The 19437-nt window shown below is 51.7% G+C and carries 20 protein-coding genes and 1 tRNA gene; 10 read left to right on the top strand and 11 right to left on the bottom strand.

The features are described 5' to 3' along the window. Positions 1 to 27: 27 nt before the first annotated feature. From gluQRS to gyrA, 4 genes are all read right to left on the bottom strand, one after another. A complete protein-coding gene (gene gluQRS / locus MWU63_RS01725; protein ID WP_213887885.1) occupies positions 28 to 915 on the bottom strand; it encodes a tRNA glutamyl-Q(34) synthetase GluQRS in 888 nt (295 codons plus the stop codon). After that, complete coding sequence (locus tag MWU63_RS01720) at positions 912 to 1523, bottom strand: methyltransferase domain-containing protein (protein WP_247076777.1); 612 nt, start codon at positions 1521 to 1523, stop codon at positions 912 to 914. The genes gluQRS and MWU63_RS01720 overlap by 4 nt, the downstream gene beginning before the upstream one ends. Before the next feature lie 22 nt (positions 1524 to 1545). Further along, on the bottom strand, positions 1546 to 2883 hold the full coding sequence (gene trmFO / locus MWU63_RS01715) for a methylenetetrahydrofolate--tRNA-(uracil(54)-C(5))-methyltransferase (FADH(2)-oxidizing) TrmFO (RefSeq protein WP_247076775.1): 1338 nt from the start codon (positions 2881 to 2883) through the stop codon (positions 1546 to 1548). 120 nt (positions 2884 to 3003) lie between these two features. After that, on the bottom strand, positions 3004 to 5772 hold the full coding sequence (gene gyrA, locus MWU63_RS01710) for a DNA gyrase subunit A (RefSeq protein ID WP_247076774.1): 2769 nt from the start codon (positions 5770 to 5772) through the stop codon (positions 3004 to 3006). A gap of 191 nt (positions 5773 to 5963) precedes the next feature. On the opposite strand from gyrA, the gene MWU63_RS01705 reads away from it, so the two are divergent. Next, complete coding sequence (locus tag MWU63_RS01705) at positions 5964 to 6233, top strand: usg protein (protein WP_213887889.1); 270 nt, start codon at positions 5964 to 5966, stop codon at positions 6231 to 6233. Between the two features lie 26 nt (positions 6234 to 6259). Here the strand turns inward: MWU63_RS01705 and MWU63_RS01700 are convergent, their stop codons facing one another. The 4 genes from MWU63_RS01700 to rocF form a co-directional block, all read right to left on the bottom strand. Beyond that, the gene (locus MWU63_RS01700) at positions 6260 to 7117 is read right to left on the bottom strand and encodes a DMT family transporter (protein WP_213887890.1); all 858 of its coding nucleotides are present in this window, start codon (positions 7115 to 7117) and stop codon (positions 6260 to 6262) included. Positions 7118 to 7210: 93 nt separating this feature from the next. Continuing rightward, positions 7211 to 8263 (bottom strand): ornithine cyclodeaminase, encoded by a 1053-nt coding sequence (locus MWU63_RS01695; RefSeq protein WP_213887891.1) that lies wholly within the window; start codon positions 8261 to 8263, stop codon positions 7211 to 7213. A 15-nt stretch (positions 8264 to 8278) separates the two neighbouring features. Then, on the bottom strand, positions 8279 to 9220 hold the full coding sequence (locus tag MWU63_RS01690; RefSeq protein ID WP_213887892.1) for an arginine deiminase-related protein: 942 nt from the start codon (positions 9218 to 9220) through the stop codon (positions 8279 to 8281). Then, on the bottom strand, positions 9217 to 10143 hold the full coding sequence (gene rocF, locus MWU63_RS01685; RefSeq protein WP_213887893.1) for an arginase: 927 nt from the start codon (positions 10141 to 10143) through the stop codon (positions 9217 to 9219). Before rocF ends, MWU63_RS01690 begins: the two co-directional genes overlap by 4 nt. 125 nt (positions 10144 to 10268) lie before the next feature. On the opposite strand from rocF, the gene MWU63_RS01680 reads away from it, so the two are divergent. Then, a complete protein-coding gene (locus tag MWU63_RS01680; RefSeq protein WP_213887894.1) occupies positions 10269 to 10703 on the top strand; it encodes an Lrp/AsnC family transcriptional regulator in 435 nt (144 codons plus the stop codon). On the opposite strand, the gene MWU63_RS01675 is transcribed toward MWU63_RS01680, so the two are convergent. Next, entirely contained in the window at positions 10700 to 11158 is a 459-nt protein-coding gene (locus tag MWU63_RS01675) for a disulfide bond formation protein B (protein ID WP_213887895.1), read from the bottom strand. The two genes, MWU63_RS01680 and MWU63_RS01675, sit on opposite strands and share 4 nt — an antisense overlap. Continuing rightward, on the bottom strand, positions 11155 to 11733 hold the full coding sequence (locus MWU63_RS01670) for a YqaA family protein (protein WP_247076843.1): 579 nt from the start codon (positions 11731 to 11733) through the stop codon (positions 11155 to 11157). Before MWU63_RS01670 ends, MWU63_RS01675 begins: the two co-directional genes overlap by 4 nt. Before the next feature lie 128 nt (positions 11734 to 11861). On the opposite strand from MWU63_RS01670, the gene MWU63_RS01665 reads away from it, so the two are divergent. The 5 genes from MWU63_RS01665 to MWU63_RS01645 all read left to right on the top strand — a co-directional run bounded on the left by MWU63_RS01665 (position 11862) and on the right by MWU63_RS01645 (position 16168). Then, the gene (locus MWU63_RS01665) at positions 11862 to 12716 is read left to right on the top strand and encodes a neutral zinc metallopeptidase (RefSeq protein ID WP_213887896.1); all 855 of its coding nucleotides are present in this window, start codon (positions 11862 to 11864) and stop codon (positions 12714 to 12716) included. A gap of 142 nt (positions 12717 to 12858) precedes the next feature. After that, complete coding sequence (locus tag MWU63_RS01660) at positions 12859 to 13890, top strand: TRAP transporter substrate-binding protein (RefSeq protein WP_213887897.1); 1032 nt, start codon at positions 12859 to 12861, stop codon at positions 13888 to 13890. Between the two features lie 198 nt (positions 13891 to 14088). Beyond that, positions 14089 to 14673: a TRAP transporter small permease gene (locus MWU63_RS01655; RefSeq protein WP_213887898.1), complete on the top strand. Its 585-nt coding sequence runs from the start codon at positions 14089 to 14091 to the stop codon at positions 14671 to 14673. Then, on the top strand, positions 14670 to 16022 hold the full coding sequence (locus MWU63_RS01650) for a TRAP transporter large permease (RefSeq protein WP_247076772.1): 1353 nt from the start codon (positions 14670 to 14672) through the stop codon (positions 16020 to 16022). The genes MWU63_RS01655 and MWU63_RS01650 overlap by 4 nt, the downstream gene beginning before the upstream one ends. 60 nt (positions 16023 to 16082) lie before the next feature. Continuing rightward, a tRNA-Leu gene (locus MWU63_RS01645) sits at positions 16083 to 16168 on the top strand. A gap of 117 nt (positions 16169 to 16285) precedes the next feature. Here the strand turns inward: MWU63_RS01645 and MWU63_RS01640 are convergent. Further along, positions 16286 to 16699, bottom strand: coding sequence for a hypothetical protein (locus MWU63_RS01640; protein ID WP_247076770.1), 414 nt, complete (start codon positions 16697 to 16699; stop codon positions 16286 to 16288). A gap of 283 nt (positions 16700 to 16982) precedes the next feature. Between MWU63_RS01640 and modA the strand changes: the two genes are divergently transcribed. The 3 genes from modA (at position 16983) to MWU63_RS01625 (ending at position 19401) form a co-directional block, all read left to right on the top strand. After that, on the top strand, positions 16983 to 17726 hold the full coding sequence (gene modA, locus MWU63_RS01635) for a molybdate ABC transporter substrate-binding protein (protein ID WP_213887901.1): 744 nt from the start codon (positions 16983 to 16985) through the stop codon (positions 17724 to 17726). Between the two features lie 62 nt (positions 17727 to 17788). Continuing rightward, positions 17789 to 18385 carry a molybdate ABC transporter permease subunit gene (gene modB / locus MWU63_RS01630; RefSeq protein ID WP_343229446.1) on the top strand — a complete coding sequence of 199 codons (597 nt, stop codon included), beginning with the start codon at positions 17789 to 17791 and terminating at the stop codon, positions 18383 to 18385. Next, the gene (locus MWU63_RS01625) at positions 18382 to 19401 is read left to right on the top strand and encodes an ATP-binding cassette domain-containing protein (protein ID WP_213887903.1); all 1020 of its coding nucleotides are present in this window, start codon (positions 18382 to 18384) and stop codon (positions 19399 to 19401) included. Before modB ends, MWU63_RS01625 begins: the two co-directional genes overlap by 4 nt. Positions 19402 to 19437 lie beyond the last annotated feature (36 nt).

Below are 19437 nucleotides of genomic sequence, written 5' to 3'. Positions count from 1 at the left end.
GATATTTTCGGAAAAAGGTGGGAAAGGTTAAAGCCCAACCATTTCACGAATATCTTGCGGGGTTGCACCGTCTTGTCTGTATTTAGAGATCGCACGTGCGTCATCACGCTTGGCGAGTCGTTTATGCTTTTCATCACGGATCAGGCGATGGTGATGATAGTGGGGTGTCGGCAGACCCATTAGTTTTTGCAGGACGACATGAATTTTTGTTGCCGCGAAAAGATCCTGCCCGCGCACCACATGGGTAATACCTTGCGCTGCATCATCGAGGACAACGGACAGGTGGTAAGATGTCCCCATATTTTTACGAGACAGAACAATATCGCCTATGTTTTGAAGAACGTCTTGTCGGCTAAAGCTGATTTCACCAGTTTCGCCAATTGGGCCAGAACCGATTTCGACAAATGTAAAATTGTTGCATGGTTCCGAACTTTCAGAAACCGCAACGAAGGCCTTTTCCATAGATAAGCGCAACACGGACTCTTCTGGCATCGCGCAGCCGATAGGATCACCGGTGTTCCCGGAGCAGGTCCCGGGATAGATCAAACCGTCGGGCCCATAGGTTCGCACACCCTCTTGCGGAGCCGATAGTGCGGTTTCGATGTCCCGGCGATCGCAGGTGCAAACATAGAGCAGCCCCTTGTTCCAGAGGTTTTGCAGGGCCCTTTGATAGTGACCGATGCGTTCAGACTGAAGCATGACAGGTTCTGGCCACTTAAGCCCAAGCCAGCGAAGGTCATCAAAAATCCGTTCGCACCAATGTGCGCGAGCGCGAGTCTGATCAATATCTTCGATGCGCAGCAGGAACTCTCCACCGGCGGCCATTGCAATGTCATAGGCAAGCATCGCGGAATAGGCGTGTCCAAGGTGAAGTGGGCCTGTTGGTGACGGCGCGAAGCGCGTTCTGAAAGTCAATTTTTCTGAATCACATAAACCATGGATTTCAAGTTAATACCTGGAAGGTGTTCACCATGTTCCCGAAACAGAAGCCTTGCGAACCCACAGTCGGTGTACTCCATCACTTTTGCCTCATAACACGGATCAGAAAGCGACGTGTCGTTGAAAGAAAATGCGAACAGGCCCTTTTTATCCAGAAAACTGACAATTGTATCGAACACGCTGAGCGGGGCCCCACCAATGCCGATCACGCCACAGGCAGTGATGGCACTGTAATCACCCGGAGAGATCGCAAGGGGAATGTTAGGATCGATATGCGTCAGCTTCCGGTAGACATTCTTTTTTTTTGCAATTTCGAGCATCTCTTGTGACAGGTCCGCCCCGTCCAAGGTCTCGAAACCTGCTTCCTTTAAAGTCAAGCCACAGAGACCCGTACCACAGCCGTAATCCAGTACAGGTTTGTTTTTGTCAGCGTATTTTGCAAGCGCTTCAGCAACACGCCTGGGTGTTGCGTATCCGTTTTCCAGAAGTTCGGAATCATAACTGTCAGACCAATTGTCATAGAGCGCGCGTGTCTCTTCGACGGACTGAAGCTCATAAGCTTTGTTTAAGAATTTTTCACCCATAGCCTAAGCATAAGCCGAAAAATCACTCTCCGTCCAGCCAGGCCTGCCATGCAACCTTTGCGCGGTCGGTGTAGGCCTTGTAGCGTGTTTTCCGGTTTTTCCGTCCTGCCTTGGCGTCAGCAGGTGGAAAAAGTCCAAAATTTACGTTCATCGGTTGAAACGTCTTTGCTTCGGCCCCGCCGGTTATGTGATGGACCAGAGACCCTACAGCAGTTTCCGGTGGTGGAACGTTCAAAGCTGTTCCAGAGATTTCGGCTGCAGCATAGCGACCAGCCAAAAGGCCCATCGCGGCACTTTCGACATACCCCTCGACGCCAGTGATCTGGCCAGAAAACCTGATGTTTGGACGTGATTTCAAACGCATCTGACCGTCAAGCAACGTTGGTGAGTTCAAGAATGTGTTGCGATGGATACCACCAAGACGCGCAAAATTGGCGTCTTCCAGACCGGGGATCATTTTGAACACCTTTGTCTGTGCGCCATATTTCATTTTTGTCTGAAACCCCACGATGTTCAGCAATGTTCCAAGCACATTATCGCGGCGGAGCTGGACAACCGCATAGGGTTTATCATCCGGTTTATGTGCATTGGTCAGACCGACGGGTTTCATCGGGCCAAACCGAAGTGTTTCACGGCCACGTTCAGCCATAACCTCTATCGGTAGGCAACCATCGAAATAGCCTGCGGTTTCACCCTCGTGGAATTCTGTTTTCTCTGCGTCAAGCAGCGCGTCTATGAATGCCTCGTACTGGTCTTTAGTCATAGGACAGTTGAGGTAGGCTTTGCGATTTTCCTCTGTGTCACCCTTGTCATAACGGGACTGGAGCCACGTGATGTCTGTGTTAATCGAGTCGGCATAAACGATTGGTGCAATTGCATCAAAAAACGCGAGCGCATCCGCGCCTGTTTCCATTGCTATCGCTTCTCCGAGGGCCGAAGAGGTAAGCGGGCCTGTCGCGATGATCCAGTGCCCGTCGTCCGGCAATTCGGTTATCTCTTCATAGTTAACACTGATGTTTGGATGAGCGAGCAGCGTCGCGGTTACCGTTTCAGCGAACGGGTCGCGGTCCACGGCAAGCGCGCTGCCAGCCGGCAGGGCGTGTTTGTCGGCAGTGTTGATGATCAATCCGTTGGCTGCGCGCATTTCCCAATGCAAAAGCCCAACAGCATTTGCTTCGTCATCATCAGAACGGAAGGAATTGCTACACACCATCTCCGCGAGATTACCGGTCTGATGCGCAAAGGTTTTCACCTTTGGCCTCATCTCGTGAATCACAACCTGAATGCCCGCGTTTGCGGCCTGCCAGGCAGCTTCGGAACCGGCCATGCCGCCGCCAACAATATGGAGTGTCTCTGTCATGAAATGGGATGTAGCCACGATTGAGTAAAAGGAAAAGCCCTGAAGGCCTGCAAGATAAAGCTGATATCAAAAACCTGAAGTAAGTTGAGGCGGCAAGGGGAGCAGAACTCCCCTTTTCCTTTAGCTTTCTTCGACGATTTCTGCGTCTTCAATTTCTGCGTCATCGTCATCAGATTCATCTGCGTTCTGCTCGGCAATCCAAGCGACCGACACCACGTGTTCGCCCTTTGCCGTATCAAACACCTTGACGCCACCAGCACTGCGTGAACGGAAAGAAATTCCATCAACCGGGCAGCGAATTGACTGGCCGGTGGAGGTGGCGAGCATGATCTGGTCTTCCATATCAACAGGGAAGGAAGCAACCAGTGCGCCGCCGCGCATTGCTTTGTCCATCGCCGCTACACCCATGCCGCCACGGCCACGCACGGGGTAATCATGGGACGACGAAATCTTGCCAGCGCCTTTTGCGGTTATCGTCAAAATCAGGTCTTCAGCGGCTGCCATTTCCTCATAGCGTTCCTGGGTAATTGCAGCATTTTCAACGGTTTCTTCGTCGTCAGCTTCCATTTCCTCGGTTACACCTGCCGCAGCACGGCGCTTTTTAAGGTAAGCAACACGTTCTTCAGAAGTTGCTTCGAAATGACGAACGACAGACATAGACACGACCTTGTCCGTGCCCGTCAGCCTAACACCACGAACCCCTGTCGATTTACGGCCTTTGAACACACGTACCGCCGTTGTGCTGAACCGGATCGCCCTGCCAGAACTTGTCATCAGCATAACATCGTCATCTTCGCTACAGATCCGGGCATTTACCATTTCAACGCCTTCAGGTAAATCCATCGCGATTTTGCCGTTCGAGCGAACATTGGTGAAATCGCTGAGTGCGTTGCGACGAACGTTTCCTGCAGTGGTCGCGAATACAACCTGCAGGTTTTCCCAATCGTCCTCTGGCACGTCGACGGGCATGATTGCTGCGATCGATACCTTAGGAGGAATTGGCAGGATGTTCACAATCGCCTTGCCTTTGGTGTTCCGCCCACCTTGGGGCAGGCGCCAGGTCTTGAGCTTGTAGACCATACCGTCTGTGGTGAAGAACAGCAGTTGCGTATGGGTATTGGCGACAAAGAGGTTTGTAACAACGTCGTCCTGCTTGGTGGCCATCCCGGCAAGCCCCTTGCCACCACGACGCTGCGCGCGGAAATCGACCAAAGGTGTACGCTTGATATATCCGCCCGAAGTAATGGTGACGACCATGTCTTCCTTTTCGATCAGGTCTTCGTCTTCCATATCGCCGGACCAGTCGACAATTTGTGTCCTGCGGGGCACGGCAAATTGATCGCGCACTTCTTGCAATTCATCACTGATGATTGCCATGATGCGTTCGCGAGACCGCAGAATATCAAGATATTCCCTGATGTTAGCTGCAAGTGTCTGAAGTTCGCCGGTTACTTCCTTGACACCCAGAGCGGTCAGCCTTTGCAGACGTAGTTCAAGAATGGCGCGTGCCTGAATTTCGCTCAGGTTGTAAGTGCCGTCATCATTCGCAGTATGGGTCGGGTCATCAATGAGGGCGATGTATTCCAGAATGTCTTTCGCAGGCCAGCGACGTGTCATCAACTTTAGCCGCGCCTCCGCCGGATCAGCAGATGTCCTGATGGCCGCGACAATCTCATCAACATTGGTAACGGCAACTGCAAGGCCACAAAGAACATGGCTGCGTTCGCGTGCTTTGCGCAGCTCAAATGCGGTGCGGCGTGCGACAACTTCTTCCCGGAAATCTATGAAAGATGTAAGAAATTTCCGTAGGGTCAGTTGTTCGGGCCGACCACCGTTAAGGGCAAGCATATTGCAGCCGAAATAGGTTTGCATCGGCGTAAAACGGAACAGTTGATTCAAGACAACCTCAGCCGTCGCATCACGCTTTAGTTCGACAACAACCCTGACACCATTCCGGTCCGATTCATCCTGAACGTGGCTGACACCTTCGATCTTTTTGTCGCGCACCATTTCGGCGATCTTTTCGATCATCGAAGCTTTGTTTACCTGATAGGGGATCTCGTCCAGAATTATGGCGTATCGATCTTTTCTGATCTCTTCGAAGCGTGTTTTCGCCCGGATAATCACTGATCCGCGGCCTTCAAGATAGGCTTTGCGCGCGCCAGCCCGCCCGAGCATGATACCGCCGGTCGGAAAATCCGGCCCCGGAACATAGTTGATCAGTTGCTCAGATGTCAGATCGGGGTCTTCGATCAACGCCAGGGTTGCATCAATGACTTCGCCTAAATTATGCGGAGGGATGTTGGTGGCCATACCAACCGCAATCCCGCCAGCCCCGTTGACGAGCATGTTCGGGAAGCGGGATGGCAGAACTGTAGGTTCGCGGTCTTTGCCATCGTAGTTGTCCTGAAAATCGACGGTGTCTTTATCGATATCCGCCAGAACAAAGGCAGCGGGTTTATCCATTCGAACTTCGGTGTACCGCATCGCGGCGGCGTTATCGCCGTCCATCGATCCAAAGTTTCCTTGCCCGTCAAGCAACGGCAGCGACATCGAAAAATCCTGCGCCATCCGGACCAACGCGTCATAAATCGCAGAGTCACCATGTGGGTGGTATTTACCCATGACATCACCCACGGGGCGGGCTGATTTGCGATAGGACTTGTCGTGAGTGTTGCCCGTTTCATACATCGCATAAAGAATGCGCCGGTGAACCGGTTTCAGACCGTCCCGTAAGTCAGGAATAGCGCGGGAAACGATCACACTCATCGCATAGTCGAGGTATGATTTCCGCATCTCGTCAGAGATCGAAATCACAGGGCCGTCATGTACAGCGCGTGGTGTCGGAGTTTCTTCTTCGTTTTCAGGAGTTTCCGGAGTATCGTTCACGTGGATAACCGCTCTTTTCTGGGTGTTCTGTATTTTGTTGCAGCGACTATACAGGAGGGTCGATATGGTGTGCAATGGTCCATACGTGTTGCATTTGTCAGCACTAGCGGAAGACTGCTAACAGCTTGTTTTTATTGAAAAGTAATTCAACTGTGCCAATATAAAAATAATAAAAACGTAAGAGGCAGAATATGGAACATTCAGAAGCTGAATTAATGCTGAAGGGCTATGGGTTGACCACGGCAGAATTATTCTACCGAATGCCCGACTTTCAGAACGTTTTGAACAGCTATATCTGGCAGGAATATGACCTTGCGCCAGACCATCCAAAGCTGTTTGAGTTTATCGAATTCTGGCAGGATGAGATAGAAGGGCCACTTCACTCCGTCAGGTTTACCCATCGCAAATTGATTGCATCAGGCGAATGGCAAAATGTCGTGGGAGAGTTCAAACTACACTAGGTGGTCAGAGTATGATCCACGTCTTCTTACCGCTGACGCAGCAGAACGACTGTGTTCGAAATTGCAAGCGCCGCGATAACAACCGCACCGCCTGAAAGCGCCCAGATTCCCGGATTTTCACCCAGTATGGCCCAGGCCAGCAGGGGTGCCAGAACGGATTCCAGCAGGATCAGTAACCCAACCTCTGCCGAGGTGATGTAACGCGGGCCAAGCGCGAGAAGGCTGGCGCTGACGACAATAAAACAGCCATGAAACGCGACCAGCCCCCATTGCGCATCAGGTACGGACAACGGGTTAACAATCAGCAACAAGATTAACGAAGCCCCGATATAGGCCAGAGGCACGGCTGGAACCATTGATACCTGTTTCACACGCCTCGCGGCAGTCAGACCCGCTGCGAACACTGCAGATACCCCAAGAGCCATTAAGTCACCGCTCCAGTGGGCCCCTTCGGTTTCGCCCGAGCCATAGCCGATGATTGCAAGTCCAACCGCGACGGCTGCCATGGTCACAATCATGCGCTGCCTGATTGGCTCTCCAAGGAAGACGCGGCTATAAATCGCTGCAAATACAGGCAAGGACGCGATGATGAACACAACGTTTGCAATGCTCGTCATACTGATAGCAAGCACGAACATCGTCCCGCTACAACCTAGCGCCAGGATATAGATCAGACCGTAGCGGCCAGTGCCAAGCAATGCCTTGATTGGCTGTATTCCTTGAAAGAACAGAACACCAAGCAGAATTACGCACCCGGAAATCATTCCACGCCAGAAGGCAATGACCAAGGGTTCTGCATCGATCAGCCGTACAAATAGTGCGTCAGGCACCACAAACAGCACGCCCAAGCATGTAATCAGCAGCCCTTTGGTCTGGTCGGTCATTTAGTTCTGCACCTTAGAGGCAACGACTGCCTTTGTTTACAGCGGCAATACATATCGCTCGTAGGGTGTCAGATGACCGGTATCAAGCCGCTTCTACGACTTTGCGCGCTGCACCATGCCAAACAGATCACGCGGATCATCCGGATCAGCGACCATATCCAGTTTTTGATAAAGACCGGTTTCTTCCAGTTTGGACCGAATGTAGCGAAGCGCAGAAAAATCTTCGATCGCAAAACCAACACCGTCAAACAGGGTAATTTGCCTGTTGTCGCGACGCCCCTGAACTTCACCATTGATGACCTGCCACATTTCCGTGACCGGATAATCCTCATCCAATTGCTGGATTTCACCTTCGATGCGAGTTTGTGGTGGAAATTCCACAAAGATATCAGAGCGTAACAGGATATCTTTATGCAGTTCTGTCTTGCCGGGGCAATCCCCACCGATTGCGTTGATATGGACACCCGCACCAACCATGTTGTCAGTCAGAATTGTAGCATATTGTTTGTCTGCAGTGCAGGTCGTGATGATTGCGGCACCTTCGATCGCGTCTTCTGGCGTGCGGCAGGCCGTAACCGACAAACCCCAGCCTTCCAGGTTTTGCATCGCTTTTTTTGTCGCTGCGGGGTCAATGTCATACAGGCGAACAGACGAGATGCCGCAAATCGCCTTGAACGCCAGCGCCTGAAATTCTGACTGCGCGCCATTTCCGATCATCGCCATTGTCTTTGATCCCTTTGGTGCCAGATGCTTAGCGACCATTGCGGATGTTGCGGCGGTGCGAAGGGCCGTCAAGACAGTCATTTCAGAAAGCAGCACCGGATAGCCCGTTCCGACGTCTGCCAGCAATCCAAATGCAGTCACCGTTTGCAGGCCCTCTTTCATATTTTTCGGGTGACCGTTTACGTATTTGAACCCATAAACTTCGCCGTCAGACGTTGGCATCAGCTCAATTACGCCTTCAGCGGAATGCGAGGCGACGCGAGGGGTTTTGTCAAAAAGTTCCCACCGGCGAAAATCATCTTCTATGTATTCTGCCAGATCACGAAGCATATTTTCGAGGCCTATTCGATGCACGATTTCCATCATATTCGCAACGCTGACGAAAGGAACAAAGGCAAGACTGGAGGGTTTTGGAGCGGTCATTGGTTTATCCGTATTTTAGGCAGCTTTGGCTTCAAAGGTGCGGCGTGCAAGGTGAACGCCAGCGATCATGCAGCGTACAGATCCCCCGGCGGTTTCAATGGTTGGAATGCAAAGCGGAAGAAGACTGGCAGAGCGTTCAATCACGGCAAGCTGATCTTCATGCAGTGCCTTGAGTGCGCGTTCTGACAAAGCAAGAACGCGACCTGCATTTCCTGTCAGTTCTATAGCGTTGCCTGCAAACTCAGATATTTGCCTTGTGCTTAGCGCAATCACTTCGCGGTCAGTTTCGCGCAGGCGGCTCTCGACAGTGTGCCGACGCTCTTCAGATGTGATCATTTCAAGCCCAACCATCGCAAAATCGGTTGCGATCCCCATCAAGACGTTGGTGTGGTACACCGCACACCCAGACGCGTCAGTCGCATCAAATGCGATTGGTTCAAAGTTAAAATGGGTACAAAACCGTTCAAGCAAAACAGGATCTGCGCGGTTCGATTTTGCGACATAGGCGACACGACCAATGTGATCAAGCACCATGGCACCCGTTCCTTCAAGGGCCAGCCCATCTTGTTCAAGTCCGGAATAATCTATCACGTCCTGTACACGATAGTCGCGCTTTAGAAGGTCGATGACATCCCAGCGTCTTTCCCTGCGACGGTTCTCTGCAAACATCGGGTAAACAGCGATGTGGCCCCCCGTATGGGTTGAGAACCAGTTGTTTGGGAACACGGAATCGGGCGTGTTCGCGTCGCCGTGATCATCAAAGTCATGCACGCATACACCGCATTCCAGTAGCCTTGAAACCGCTTCGTCAAACTCTGCACGCGCCATCTCGGAAACTTTTTCAGCAGAGTGATTTGTTGCGGTTTGAAACGCGTTATCGCTGCGGGTTTCCGGGTTTGACTGAAACGCATGGGGCCGGATCATCACAACAGAAGAAGGGGCCTGCAGTGACATCAATAGCTCCGTGTAGGTCTGTCAAAGACGCGACGACCCAAAAGTGAGGCTGTAAGCTCGACCATAAGGTTCGCTGTACGGCCGCGTTCATCAAGAAACGGGTTCAACTCTACCAGATCAAGCGAGGTTACGCGTTCACTGTCATGAAGCAGTTCCATCACAAGATGAGCTTCGCGATAAGTGGCGCCACCGGGTACGGTTGTTCCAACCGCAGGGGCAATGGACGGATCAAGAAAATCAACGTCAAGCGAGACATGAAGCAATCCGTTCGCATTTTCAACGCGATCAAGAAATGCTTTCAGCGGGCGCGCAATGCCGTTTTCGTCAATGTCGCGCATGTCATGGGCCTGCATTTCACTGGTCTGAAGGGCAGCAGATTCAGCGGCATCCACAGAGCGCAGACCCAGAAGGCAAACATTTTCTGTTGGAACCACAGCGGGCAGGGGCGGGAATGCTTCAAAGCCTTCGCGCCCGGTCACATATCCCAGCGGGGTTCCATGCAAATGACCGGAACCCGTGGTTAGCGGGGTATGATAATCAGTGTGCGCATCGAGCCATAAGACAAACAGCGGGCGATCAACGCTTGCAGCATATGCCGCAGCACCTGCAACGGAACCCAGCGACAGGGAATGATCCCCGCCCAAAAAGATCGGAAACCCTTCGCCACAAGCCTTGGCGGCACTTTCAGCAAGGCTTTCTGTCCATCCAATAGTTTCACTTAAGGCGTAAACCATTTCGTTCTCACAACTTGCTTCGCGAAGTGGTGCGTGCTGGATATTTCCCAGTTCACGAATGTTATGCCCAAGCTCTTTCAACGTTTCCGAAAGCCCCGCAGTGCGGTACGCATCTGGCCCCATCTGACAACCGCGACGGCGTTTTCCGCTATCAACCGGTGCGCCGATCAAAATGCAATTTCTTGGTGTCATTTGAAGGAATCCTGCCAAAGTACTGAAAGCTCAGATCATATATTCTCCATTTTGTGGTGGATTTAACCCTGATAATTGAATATTCTGTCTATCGATTAGACAAAGCGAAGGCTTTAGCTGCCAAAATGGACGATTCTGACAAGAAACTCATTGCTGAATTGCGTCGTGATTCCAGAAAATCACTTTCTGAATTATCCGCCGAACTTGGGCTATCGCGCACGACGGTTCGAACAAGGATGGAACGGCTGCAAACTCAGGGTGTTATCCTTGGTTTCACAATTGTTCTGAAAGAAGACACGCAGCAGTACCCCGTGCGCGGTTTGATGCTGCTTGGGATCGAGGGGCGCGGCACTGACCGGATCGTGCATCGGCTAAACGGCATTCCCGCAGTAGAGGCTGTTCATTCCACCAACGGAAAATGGGACTTGATCGCCGAGCTTGGCACAGAAACGCTTGAACAACTTGACAAAGTGCTTGCTGAAATCCGCCGCATAGACGGAATAGCGACCAGTGAAACAAACTTGTTGCTTGCAACCCGACGTGCGTCTGGTGTGCGCTAGGGTTTACGAAGTGCAAGCAGCCAGAGTGCCATTAAACCAAAGGCGATAATCGCGTTCCAGGTGGCCATGGACAGTGTAAACATTTCCCAGGGTACCTCGTCACAGCGAACAAATGGTGCATTCAGGATTTGTTGCATCAAATCTTCGGCAGATACACCATCGACACCGGAAGATGTGCAAGAATCCGGGCCTTCCCACCATTTACGCTCAACACCTGTATGGTAGATACCGATTGCGCCGGTGGCCGCGGCGGCAACTGCGCCAAGCGCAATCCAAAGCCGCTGGCCCAACGCAAGTGCCAGAATACCAAGGAAAATTGCCGCCCCATGCGGGTAACGCTGCCAGAGGCAAAGTTTGCAGGGCGCCATATCGCCGATGTATTGAAACCCAAAGGCGCCAAGCAAAAGCGCGAGCGATCCGCCTGCCGCAAGAAGAATTAGAAAGTTTCGGGTCATAAGTATTTCACCAGATAGAAGCCACCAATAAGAAGGACTAAAAAGACCGCAAAGAGAAGGCCCAGCCGTTTCTCGATAAAGGTACGAATTGGCGCGCCGAATTTCCATAGCAAGGCTGCTACAATGAAGAATCGCAATCCGCGTGCAATGATCGACGAAAGAATGAAGACCGGCAATGAAAGCCCTGTCGTGCCTGACAAAATTGTAATCACCTTATAGGGAAACGGTGTCATCCCGGCGATTAACACGGCCCAGGCACCCCATTCGTTGAAGCGGCCTTTGAAAGCTTCGGCAGCTTCGGTCTTGCCGTAGAATTCCAAAATTGGCAGACCCACGGCATCATAAAGAATGGCGCCGATAAAGTAACCAAACAGGCCACCCAGAACCGACGCCACGAGCGCGACACCCGCGATAACCCAGGCGCGCGACGGGCGCGCGATTATCATCGGAATCATCAAAACGTCTGGCGGTATTGGAAAAACAGAGCTTTCAACAAAGGACACAACAGCAAGCGCCCAAAGCGCATAGGGCGTCTGCGCGAGGCTGATTGTCCAGTTGTAAAGTCGCCTTATCATCTGCTCTGCCTTGTTTTTACCCATCGAGCACGACCAAAGCTTGTCGTCAAGCGTTTAGCTGTTGTCGGTTACGTCGCCGGGCGTAATACTATGTCAGGTGATATGGGTAGTGTTAGGGAGCGTGTGCAATGAAATGGCAAGGTCGTCGTCGCAGTCAGAACATCGAGGACAGGCGCAGAAGGGGCCCGGGCGCCGTTGGCGGTATTGGCGGTGTCGGTTTAGTTGCGATTTTGGTAATTGGGTACTTTCTGGGGGTCGATGTTACCCCGCTTTTAAACGACCCTAGTCTAGGTGGCGGTGGTAGCCAAAGTTCTACGGTTGAACTGACAGCCGCCGACAGGCAGGCTGGTGAATTTGTCTCCGTGACCTTGGCCGATACCGAAGAGGTTTGGGCAGAGCTTTTTCAGGAACAGGTGGGGCAGGCCTACACGCCAGCAACATTGGTGTTGTTCAAAAGCGCAACCCAGTCCCCATGTGGCGGTGCAAGTGGCGCGTCCGGACCGTTCTACTGCCCAGCAGATAAAAAGGCCTATCTGGATACAGAGTTTTTTACGACACTGTCGCGCAGGCTTGGCGCGTCAGGTGATTTTGCGGCGGCCTATGTCGTCGCTCATGAAATATCGCACCATGTTCAAAACGAACTTGGGATTCTTGGGCAAGCAAATCAGGCTCGGCAGCAGTCTTCCGAAGCTCAAAGCAACGCCATTTCCGTCAGGATCGAACTACAGGCGGATTGCTTTTCAGGTATTTGGGCGCGTCACGCACAAGCGCAGTTTGGCAGTGTCGAACGCGGCGACATCGAGGAAGCAATGAATGCGGCCAAGCAGATTGGTGATGACACATTGCAAAGAAACGCCGGGCGCCGACCGAATCCACACACCTTTACTCACGGCACATCCGAGCAAAGACAGCGCTGGTTTATCACGGGGTATGAAAGCGGCAGGATGGCCGCTTGTGATACCTTTGGAGCAAGCAGCCTTTAGCCAGCGTAAAGAGTTGCTTTTCTATGAGAGGTTTGGATTGATAGTTGCAACGTGCACAGAGGGAAATCATTGCACTTGAAGTGGTTTGATATCTCTGCATGAATTGACCGGCAAAAGCCGCAAAAAATGGGAGGAAAATTTAATGAAAGTTACGCTTAAATCAATTCTTGCGGGGGCGGTGGTATTGGGCCTTTCAGCCAGTGCAGCCCTGGCACAGGAAGTGACACTTCGATTTCAACACTTTCTGCCAAACCGCGCGTCCGTACCTGCGTACTTCATGGTTCCCTGGGCAGAAAAAGTTATGGAAGAATCTGGCGGACGCATCAAAATTGAAATTTATCCGTCTATGCAGCTTGGCGGGAAACCTCCTGCTCTTTACGATCAGATCCGTGATGGTGTCATTGATGGTGGCTGGGCTATTCCTTCCTATACACCAGGTCGTTTTCCAGAAGCTGAGACAATGGAATTGCCATTTATGACATCTATGTCGGCTGAAAACTCTTCGCGCGCCGCATGGCAATTTACTGAACAGTACATGGATGAACGTTTTTCAGACGTACACCTTGTTGCTGTTCACGTGCACGGCGCTGGAGTGATCCATAAACAGGGTGATCCGGTAATGTCCGTGGCAGATTTTGACGGCCTGAAATTGCGCGGCCCTTCGCGGCAGGCAAATAAACTGCTCGAATCTCTTGGGGCGACACCCGTTGGTATGCCTGTGCCTGCTTTCCCCGAAGCTTTGTCAAAGGGGATTGTGGATGGCGGGGTTATCCCGTGGGAGATCGTGCCACCCCTGAAGGTTCATGAGCTTGCAGACAGCCACACCGAAGTTGGCGGTGACCGGTCGCTCTATAACACGTACTTCATTTGGGCGATGAACAACGACAGCTACAACAACTTGCCTGATGACCTAAAGGCCATCATTGATACCAACTCTGGCATTGACGCATCTGCATGGGCCGGAGCCGCCATGGACAAGGGTGACGGTCTGGGCCGTGCCGTTGTCGAAGGAACCGACAATGTCATTCATACCTTGGATGAAGCCACGGTTGCCCAACTGCGTTCAACCGGTGACACGGTCACACAACAGTGGATCGACGAAATGAACGCGCTTGGTCTTGACGGAACTGCTATGGTTGATAACGCGCGTGCGTTTGTTGCGTCTTACGACTGACGTCTTGTCGCCCCTGCACACGTTTCGTAGCAGGGGCACGCGGTGTTTTCGTTTTGGAATTGATTGGGTTTTGCGCATTCATCAAGGTTCCTCGACGGCTTGAAGCGTAAAGAGAAAGCACTTGGGATAGGGCGATAGCCTAAGTTTCAGTTCAAAAAAATTTCCCGCGGCGATGGGCAGACCGCGAGGGAGGGGTCTATGGCAATCGCACCGGAAATGCAGCACAAAGCGGGTCGAAAACTAGAGGCGATCGCGCGGTGGCTGGCCTATTTTGGCGGGCTCACGCTTGTCTCGATTGCCGTTTTGACCGTTGTCTCAATAACCGGGCGCAAGTTGTCTGGATTTGGTTTTGGGCCAATCAAGGGTGATTTCGAACTGGTCGAAGCAGGTTGCGCGATTGCCGTTTTTTCATTCCTGCCTTGGTGCCAGATCAAGCGCGGACACGTGACGGTTGATATATTCATAGCCAGATTGCCATTACGTATTCAGGCCGCACTCGGATTTCTGGGTGATACACTTTTAACGCTCGTAAGTGCAATTATCCTATGGCGTTTTTGGTTGGGGTTTGGCGAAAAGTTTCCTTACGGAACAGATACGTTCCGGACAGTTCTTGGAATGGGGAGCAAACCGTTTTTTCCTGAAACAACTTATGAACTCGAACTGCCAGTCTGGATTCCTTATGGGCTCTCGCTGATTGGTGCGATTTTCTTTCTGATCGTATGCGTTTACACGATGTGGCGTAGCCTGAACTGGACGCTGAACGGTCAAGAGGGGTCGGTATGACGGGCCTTGAACTCGCGCTGATCGCTTTTGCGCTGATGCTGTTTGCGATTTTCCTGAGGGTGCCAATTGGTGTTGCGATGGGCATAACGGGTTTTGTCGGAACCTGGATAGTTCTTGGTCGGCCGAGTGCCACGCTTAGTCAGATGAAAACACTGACCTATGATACGTTTTCAAGTTACTCCTTGTCCATCGTCCCCTTGTTCTTGTTGATGGGGCAGTTTGCGACAAAATCCGGAATGTCTGCTGCGTTGTTTCATGCTGCCTCTGACTGGCTTGGTCACAGAAAAGGCGGGGTCGCAATGGCCGCGGTGGGGGCATGTGCTGGTTTCGGCGCGGTCTGTGGTTCCTCACTTGCAACAGCATCGACCATGGGGCAGGTCGCTTTGCCGGAAATGCGTAAGCGTGGGTATTCAGACGCGCTGTCGACAGGTGTGTTAGCTGCGGGCGGCACTCTTGGTATTTTAATCCCCCCTTCGGTGATCCTTGTGATCTATGCCATTTTAACAGAGCAAAACATCGTCAAGATGTTCATTGCGGCTTTGATTCCGGGGGTTTTGGCAGCCCTTGGATACATCCTGACAGTCGCGATCTATGTGCGCGTAAGGCCAGACTCCGCCACGCAGGCTGATCGCGTCCCCTACGGGCATCGCTTTAAAACGCTCTTCAAGATCTGGCCGGTTGTTTTAATTTTTGGCCTTGTCATGGGGGGCATTGCAGCCGATTGGAACTGGGCACAAGACGGCGTGCAGGCCCTGTTCACCCCGACGGAGGGTGCCGCAGTCGGGGCAGTCGCAACGGGCATCTACGGCATGGCGACAGGCGGGCTCACATGGCGGGGATTCCTGGATTCAGTTCTAAACACAGCCTCCGCTTCTGCGATGATATTTTTCATCGTCTTTGGAGCGCAGCTGTTCAATTCTTTCCTGGCGTTCACCCAGGCACCTCAGGACCTTGCCCTTTGGGTATCAGAGCAGGGGTTCGCCCCGGTAACGGTTCTCTGCGTCATGCTTCTTGCGTATCTAATCTTCGGATGCGTGATGGATTCCTTGTCGATGATCCTGCTTACGATCCCAATCTTTTTTCCGATTATCGAAGCGCTTGATTTTGGCCTTACAAGCGAAGAGGCTGCCATCTGGTTTGGTATTCTTGCGCTCATTGTCGTCGAAGTCGGATTGATTACACCACCAGTAGGGATGAACCTGTTTATCATTAATCAGGTGGCCCGTGATGTTCCAATGTCCAAAACCTATCAGGGGGTCGCGCCCTTTGTATTATCCGATCTCGTTCGGGTGGTTATTCTTGTCTCTTTCCCGGGGATTTCGCTTTGGCTTGTCGGAGTGATGTTCTAAGTAAATTTCATGCATTTTCCTGTAGACGAACATCGGCAAGGACGGTAAACCCACGCCGTGGCCCGAGTGGCGGAATGGTAGACGCAGGGGATTCAAAATCCCCCGATGGTAACATTGTGCGAGTTCGAGTCTCGCCTCGGGCACCACATCAATTGAACGAAAGAGTCGTCACTACGCCTATTTGGAAAAAGGACGAGCGTGGACCCATCCTTTGTTTCCAGTCCGTATGGCGTTCTTATTGCTGTACGTCTTTATAGGTAGCTCTAAAATTCTTCCGAAGTATCCGGCACGTGCGGATCTCCGCTCACCCTAACTTTTCTAAAGGGAATGTTGCAGCGTTTCTGGTGGTTTGCTTGCTCTAACGCTTCCATGTGGCCTTTCAAGCGTGCGACTTCGGCGGCTGCTTCGGAATTGCCCTTTATGAAAAGAAACGAGGGCAGCCAAAAGAGAATTCCACCGACCATATTCCCGGTGTCGTCATTTGCTGTCTGATTTTGTATTCCCGCTGCTTGCGCGAGGCGAAAGGATACGTGTTGCGCTTCTGTGAAAATCTGACCGCACGAATGGTTTTGATATTGTAACGGTGAAATATAAGCGGCCTTAATGTCCGAGCTTTTTTTTGCGCACCCGGCGAGGGCAGTTGCTGCGACCAAAAAAGCAATCGTTGTTGTTTTCATTACATCCTCATTCGAAGTCGTTTTATGTTTAGTCGGTAAATCAAACAGGCTTATGTTTAAGAAGATTAATGAAACGTTAAGATTCTTAGAATTGCTTACCTAAAGTTAAGTTTGCTTTCCGCTATTTTGGTCATGTTCGACAGTGGTCTCTGTTGTGGTTCCAGATCGATAGCTCGGACTAGATTGAGACCACGAAGTTATGTCATATCACGACTCCACGCAACTTGCACTTGCGATATCCCCTCGGGCAGGTTTTACCTGTACGGGTTCAAAAGGGGATAACATGCGGCACTTTTTTAGGTTCATTGTGGCCATGGCTGTTTTTCTGGGCCAGAGCGCATCTGGAAACGCTGATACTGTGAGAGTGGCTGTTGCCTCGAACTTTCAAAGTACCGCTGAATTAATCGCAAAAGAATTCGAAATGGCGAGTGGACATCACGTTTTGTTGTCTAACGGCTCAACCGGAAAACTTTATGCACAAATCCTGAATGGGGCGCCTTTCGATATTTTTCTGGCTGCGGATCAGGAAAGGCCTGCCTTATTGTTGAATGCGCAACGCGCAGTAAAAGTGCAAACTTATGCAGTTGGCCGTCTGGTCCTTGTGGGGCCGGAAGGGACACTGAGTGTGCATGAAACTGCGGAAACAGCGAGCCAAATTCGCAATCAGAGAATTGCAATTGCCGATCCCGATTTGGCCCCTTATGGAAAAGCCGCTATTGAAGTTCTCGAAAACCTCGGGCTTGAAAAGGATGAAATGGACTTGGTTTTTGGGGAAAACATTGCGCAGACCGCAGGTTTCTTCGCGACCGGAAATGTCAGATATGCAATGATTGCGCGCTCACAGCTTCATTATGGCTTCGGAACGCCAGACTTTGACACGATACTGCTTGATGGATTGCACGCCCCGATCTCTCAAGATGCCGCTCTTTTGACCAGCAGTTCAGCAGCGAATGTATTTTTTGATTTTCTGAATAGTAGGGCGTCACAAGGTATTCTTTATGACGCGGGATATGAGGTAAAGAATTGAGCCTCTGGCCTGCCATATGGTTAACACTGCAACTTGCAGGTTTAACTTCTGTATTGCTGATTGTGATTGCGACTCCGATCGCATGGTGGCTGGTGACAACAAGAAGCAGGGCGCGGCCATTCGTAGAGGCGCTCACAGCGCTACCTCTTGTTCTGCCACCCACGGTACTTGGCTTTTATCTTTTAATTCTGTTCAGTCCCAACACAGCGCTTGGCGCGCTCTGGATAAAAGTGACGGGTGAGACACTGGCATTTTCGTTTACCGGTTTGTTACTTGCCTCTGTGCTTTACTCCTTGCCCTTCGCGGTTCAACCGCTCCGAACTGCGTTTCACAGTGTCGGGCATGGGCCAATCGAAGCCGCCGCAACCCTTGGTGCCAGCCAATGGCAAAGTTTTCATAGCGTCGTTGTTCCGCTTTCGCGACGCGGTTTTCTGGCGGCTGCCGTTCTCAGTTTTGCCCATACGCTTGGGGAATTTGGGGTGGTTCTGATGGTTGGCGGAAACATACCGGGCAAGACACGGGTAATTTCAATCGAGATATACAACAGGGTTGAAACATTGGACTATGGTGCCGCACATGTTTTGTCGGCGGGTCTTTTGGGTGTTTCCTTTCTGGTGCTCGTATTGGTGTTCTTTCTGAACAAGGATGAACGCAAATGAACGCACCCGTGCTCGATATCGATCTTTCGCTAGATTTTCCTGCGTTCTCACTTTCGGTTGCGGAGAAAGTTCCACTTGCGGGGATCACGGCCCTGAGCGGAGCAAGTGGCAGCGGAAAAACAACGCTTCTGCGCGCCTTGGCCGGGTTGGAACGCGAAGCAAAAGGACGTGTCCAAATTGGTGATACCGTCTGGCAAACTGGCCGTAGAATTCTTCCAACACATAAGCGGAACATTGGCTTCGTTTTTCAGGACGCTCGGCTTTTCGCACATCTGAACGTCGCTGAAAATGTAAACTATGGTTTGCGCTGGCAAAACCGACCAAAAGGCCTTGCGGATGACCTGATCGAGGCATTGGAGCTTGGCCCATTGATGAAACGAAATGTGTCGGCTCTGTCCGGTGGCGAGCTGCGCCGCGTCGCACTGGCGCGTGCGCTTGCGACACGTCCCGATCTGATGTTGCTGGATGAACCCATGTCAGGGCTTGACGCGACCCGGAAAGCCCGTGTTTTGCCCTTTATTGCACGTGCGCTGCGCGCCTCTGGTTGCCCGGCGATCTACGTCAGTCACGACCGACATGAAACAAATACGCTAGCGGACCGCGAAATCGTGATGGCAGGCGGCAAGGTTCTTGAACATGTAAAGGCCGGCCCGGTGTTTGATGCCAAAGTTTGCGGTGACACCAAAACCGGAGAGCCAGTTTTGCGGTTTGCCGGCCAACAATTTGCGTGTCGTGGGGGGGCTGTTATTGGTGAAACACAAAAGTTCAGGCTGGCCCCACAGTCCTTGCTGATTTCAAAGAATGACCCGGGCCAGGGAACAGCTCTTTTTCGGGCCAAAATAAAAATCCTCAGATACGGTGACGTACACCTTGTTTTTCATATGTGCGACGAAGCTCCGGACGTTGAAATTCAGGTGCATGCGCCCCAGAGGTCTGATTTCAAATTGTCTGTGGGACAGACCTTATGGTTGTCTGTCGGCGACATTGATTTGATCCCACATTCATCTGGAACGTGATTCGAGCCAGCCCGCATCAATAATTTCTTCTGACTG

The sequence above is a fragment of the Pseudohalocynthiibacter sp. F2068 genome (assembly GCF_023015645.1).
In the GTDB taxonomy this organism is placed as follows: Bacteria; Pseudomonadota; Alphaproteobacteria; order Rhodobacterales; family Rhodobacteraceae; genus Pseudohalocynthiibacter; species Pseudohalocynthiibacter aestuariivivens.
Note: the sequence above shows the minus strand (reverse complement) of the source record. Positions and strands in the feature narration are given on the sequence as shown.

Bases quoted from the DNA above. Each gene is read 5' to 3' on its own strand.
- MWU63_RS01640 (WP_247076770.1), bottom strand. From the start codon at position 16,699: ATGAAAACAACAACGATTGCTTTTTTGGTCGCAGCAACTGCCCTCGCC.
- MWU63_RS01670 (WP_247076843.1), bottom strand. From the start codon at position 11,733: ATGATAAGGCGACTTTACAACTGGACAATCAGCCTCGCGCAGACGCCC.
- MWU63_RS01655 (WP_213887898.1), top strand. From the start codon at position 14,089: ATGGCAATCGCACCGGAAATGCAGCACAAAGCGGGTCGAAAACTAGAG.
- MWU63_RS01665 (WP_213887896.1), top strand. From the start codon at position 11,862: ATGAAATGGCAAGGTCGTCGTCGCAGTCAGAACATCGAGGACAGGCGC.
- MWU63_RS01695 (WP_213887891.1), bottom strand. From the start codon at position 8,263: ATGACCGCTCCAAAACCCTCCAGTCTTGCCTTTGTTCCTTTCGTCAGC.
- MWU63_RS01650 (WP_247076772.1), top strand. From the start codon at position 14,670: ATGACGGGCCTTGAACTCGCGCTGATCGCTTTTGCGCTGATGCTGTTT.
- MWU63_RS01700 (WP_213887890.1), bottom strand. From the start codon at position 7,117: ATGACCGACCAGACCAAAGGGCTGCTGATTACATGCTTGGGCGTGCTG.
- modA (WP_213887901.1), top strand. From the start codon at position 16,983: ATGCGGCACTTTTTTAGGTTCATTGTGGCCATGGCTGTTTTTCTGGGC.
- MWU63_RS01660 (WP_213887897.1), top strand. From the start codon at position 12,859: ATGAAAGTTACGCTTAAATCAATTCTTGCGGGGGCGGTGGTATTGGGC.
- trmFO (WP_247076775.1), bottom strand. From the start codon at position 2,883: ATGACAGAGACACTCCATATTGTTGGCGGCGGCATGGCCGGTTCCGAA.
- MWU63_RS01625 (WP_213887903.1), top strand. From the start codon at position 18,382: ATGAACGCACCCGTGCTCGATATCGATCTTTCGCTAGATTTTCCTGCG.
- rocF (WP_213887893.1), bottom strand. From the start codon at position 10,143: ATGACACCAAGAAATTGCATTTTGATCGGCGCACCGGTTGATAGCGGA.
- MWU63_RS01680 (WP_213887894.1), top strand. From the start codon at position 10,269: ATGGACGATTCTGACAAGAAACTCATTGCTGAATTGCGTCGTGATTCC.
- MWU63_RS01720 (WP_247076777.1), bottom strand. From the start codon at position 1,523: ATGGGTGAAAAATTCTTAAACAAAGCTTATGAGCTTCAGTCCGTCGAA.
- MWU63_RS01705 (WP_213887889.1), top strand. From the start codon at position 5,964: ATGGAACATTCAGAAGCTGAATTAATGCTGAAGGGCTATGGGTTGACC.
- MWU63_RS01675 (WP_213887895.1), bottom strand. From the start codon at position 11,158: ATGACCCGAAACTTTCTAATTCTTCTTGCGGCAGGCGGATCGCTCGCG.